2 protein-coding genes are annotated in these 3,529 nt (G+C 70.3%); one reads left to right on the forward strand and one right to left on the reverse strand.

The features are described 5' to 3' along the window. Positions 1 to 2,505: S8 family serine peptidase (locus QZT59_RS05785; protein ID WP_290812653.1), on the forward strand; the 2,505-nt coding region annotated here is incomplete at its 5' end. A gap of 342 nt (positions 2,506 to 2,847) precedes the next feature. Here QZT59_RS05785 and QZT59_RS05790 read toward each other — a convergent pair. Further along, complete coding sequence (locus QZT59_RS05790) at positions 2,848 to 3,117, reverse strand: HalOD1 output domain-containing protein (RefSeq protein ID WP_290812655.1); 270 nt, start codon at positions 3,115 to 3,117, stop codon at positions 2,848 to 2,850. Positions 3,118 to 3,529 lie beyond the last annotated feature (412 nt).

Below are 3,529 nucleotides of genomic sequence, written 5' to 3' on the forward strand. Positions count from 1 at the left end.
CTGCGCGCCGACGCGCGCGAGGAGGAGATCCGCTTCGCCGAGCGGCGCGACTTCACGACGCTGTGGAACGGGCTCTCGGTCCGGGCCGACCTGGCCGACGTCATCAGGATGAGCGGCCTCGACGGCGTCGACGCGGTGTACCCGGTGGCGCTCGTCGAGCGGCCCGATCCCGCGGCGGCTGCGCCGGACCTCGACACCGCGCTCGCGATGACCGGCGCCGATCACGCCCGCTCGGAACTCGGCTACACCGGCGACGGTGCCCGCGTCGCGATCGTCGATACGGGCATCGACTACAACCATCCGGACCTCGGCGGCGACGGGGATCCCGACGTCGTCATCGAGGCGGACGCGGACGACCGCAGTTTCGACCACCCGCGCATCAGCCACGGCTGGGATTACGTCGGCGACGACTTCGACGCCAGCGACCCCGACGCGGAGCGAGCGCCCGACCCGGACCCGATGGACCCGCACGGCCACGGCACCCACGTGGCCGGCATCGCGGGGGCGAACGCCGCGAGCGACGACGGCGTCACCGGCGTGGCGCCCGAGGTGGGCCTGGGCGCCTACAAAGTGTTCGGCCTGGAGGGGCCCACGACGGCCGACATCATCGTCGAGGCGATGGAGGACGCCTACGAGGACGGCATGGACGTCGTGAACATGTCGCTGGGCGCGAGCCTGCAGTGGGGCCAGGCGTATCCGACGACGGCCACCAGCAACGAACTCGCCGCCCAGGGCGTCGTCGTCGTCAACTCCGCCGGCAACGACGGCGGGCTGGGCGCCTGGAGCCTGAGCGCGCCGGCGAACGCCCACGACATCATCAGCGTCGCCAGCGCCGAGAACACCCACCTCGAGGCGCTCGCGTTCGAGGTCGACCACCTCGACGAGCCGGTCCCGTACCTCGAGCTGAGCGGCGCGGAGTTGCCGCCTGCGGCGGGCGAGTCCGATCCGCTCGCGCTGCCCGCCGAGAGCGAGGAAGGCGGCGAGGTCGGTTACTTCGGCTGCCAGCCCGAGGACTTCGAGGACTTCCCGGAGGGCCACGTGGCCCTGATCGAACGCGGCCACTGCCCGTTCGCGGATAAGTACGTGAACGCCGTCGAGGCCGGGGCGACGGGCGTCGTGATCTTCAACAACGTCTCCGGCCTGTTCTCCGGGACGATCGTCGACGCCGGCGTCGAGGGCGTCTGGGGGGCGGGCATCAGCGACGCCGGCGGCGCGGCCCTCGTCGAGCTCCTCGAAGACCCCGACGTCGACGACGTGACGCTGGGGTTCACCGACGAGGAGATCACCGTCCCGAATCCGGACGGCGGGCTGCTGTCGGCGTTCAGCTCCTACGGCCAGGACGTCGAACTCGCATTCGGGCCGAGCCTCACCGCCCCGGGCGGGCTGATCACCTCCACCTACCCGCTGGCGCGAGACGAGTACGCCATGCTGTCGGGGACCTCGATGAGCGCTCCCCACGTCGCCGGCGCGGTGGCGCTGTTGCTCGAGGCCGACCCCGATCTCGACCCGTTCGACGTACGCGACCGGCTGCAGAACGCGGCGGCGCCCCAGCCGTGGTCGCTGGCGCCCGACCTCGGATTACTCGATCACAGCTTCCGGCAGGGCGCCGGGATGCTCCGGATCGACGAGGCGATCGCCGCCGACCAACGGGTGACGCCGGGCCAGATCGCGGTCGGCGACGGGACCGGCACGGAGACCACGCTGACGATCCACAACGACGGCGCCGAGGCCGTCGAGTACGCGATCGACCACGTCGGGACGCTCGGGGCGGCGGCCAACACGTTCGCGCCGGCGTTCCTCGGTCCGGGCAGCGCCGTCGACGCGCCGGCGACCGTCACGGTGCCCGCCGGCGAGACGGCCGAGGTCGACGTGACGATCCACGCGCCCGCGTTCGGCTGGCCGAACCACCAGTACGGCGGCTACGTCGAACTGACCCCGGTCGAGGAGAATGGCGACACGCTGCGCGTCCCCTACGCCGGCTACGAGGGTGACTACCAGGCGCTCCCGCTGTTCGGCTACTACGCGGGGGCCGACGAGTTCGTCGAGCGGGAGCCGCGGCTGGCGGCGATCGTCGGCGAGGACGACGACGGCGCCCTGCTCACGGAGCCGGTCGAGGACGGCCACACCTTCACGCTCCGCGACGAGGACTTCCCGGTCGTCGAGGCGTTCTTCGGGCACTTCCCCCGGGAGATGCGGATGACCGCCATCGACCAGGACCGCGGGCGCGAGCACCTGCTCCTGGAGAGCCGGCACCTCCCGCGCAGTCCGGGGCCGGACGTCTACTACCCGTTCGTCTGGCCCGGCACGACGCGGGCCGGCAACAGCGACGCCGCGCATCCGGGTCCGGCCGGCACGTACACCCTCAAAGTGGAGGTGTTGCGTACGCTCGGCGACCCCGAGGACGACGCCCACTGGGAGACCTGGGAGTCGCCGGAGTTCGAACTGCTGCGGGGGCGCAGGCAGGACTCCGCGAGCGCTCCGTCCACCGCCGACGCCGACGACTAGGCGGCGGTCGGCGGTATCCGGCCCCCGCGGCGTCCGTTTCGGTTAATCTCGTTCGGTAGCGGATGGGGTGATTGTGGCGTCCGTTTCGGCCCCGCTCGTCCGGTATCGGACGGGGAGCTTGCGGCGTCCGTCTCGCCTCTTCTCGTCCGGTTTCGGACGCGGAGCTTGCGACATCCGTCTCGACGGCTTCGATCGGGACCGCTGTCGCCCACGACTCCCGCCGGTCGTGGCGACCCGCTCCGGCGAACGTCGAGCGTTGTGGACCTCCAGTCACCGGACGGGACCGGAGGCTTCGCCGAGCCAGCCGACCCGCGCCATCACGCGGAGGCGACGCCGAGAGTCTCAGTCGAGGACGATCCGCAACGTACTCTCGTCGATCCGAATTCGATACTCGCCGTAGGAAAATGCTATCGTAATCTCGCCGCCTCCGGCAAGGAGGTCGTCGAGCGCTTCGGGATCGATACGGTCGAAGAGCGTCGTATCGAACGTATCCGCGAGATTCGTCGGCTCACGATTTTCGATGGCGGAAATCGCATCGATGACCGCAATACTTGGGGCCGTGTTCGACCAATCGTGCTTGGTTTCGAACATCCTTGTACTATTAGCCGCCATGGGTGAGAGTGGCAAGGGCGGCATATAATACTTGTGTCGTCTTTTTGAGTGTCATCAACACGCGATGCGTCTCTCTCCCGGACGGATCGGTCGGCGGCTTCCTCCCTCGCGTGCGAACGCGGGCGTGAGAACGTGCCTCTGACACCCGCGGGACGCGCTCGACCGTGCCACCGCACACGCGCGCCGGCGGAGGGTCGGCGGGATCGACGGGCCCGGCGAGGAGACGGACCGATCTGCGCCGGGATTCGGGGCTCATCGGAGCCGCTATTCGGCGCTCACCGGACCCAGGAGTCGGCGCTCATCGGAGCCGGTATTCGGCGATCTCCGCGCGATCGCACGCCGGACAGCGCTCGGCGGTGGCCGTCACCCGCGTCCCGCAGTGGCGACACTCGTAGATGGCCGTCACCGCGGA

Source organism: Halovivax sp. (assembly GCA_007119345.1).
Classification (GTDB): Archaea; Halobacteriota; Halobacteria; order Halobacteriales; family Natrialbaceae; genus Halovivax.

Excerpts from the sequence above, each read along its gene's own strand:
- QZT59_RS05790 (WP_290812655.1), bottom strand. The coding sequence starts at position 3,117 with ATGGCGGCTAATAGTACAAGGATGTTCGAAACCAAGCACGATTGGTCG.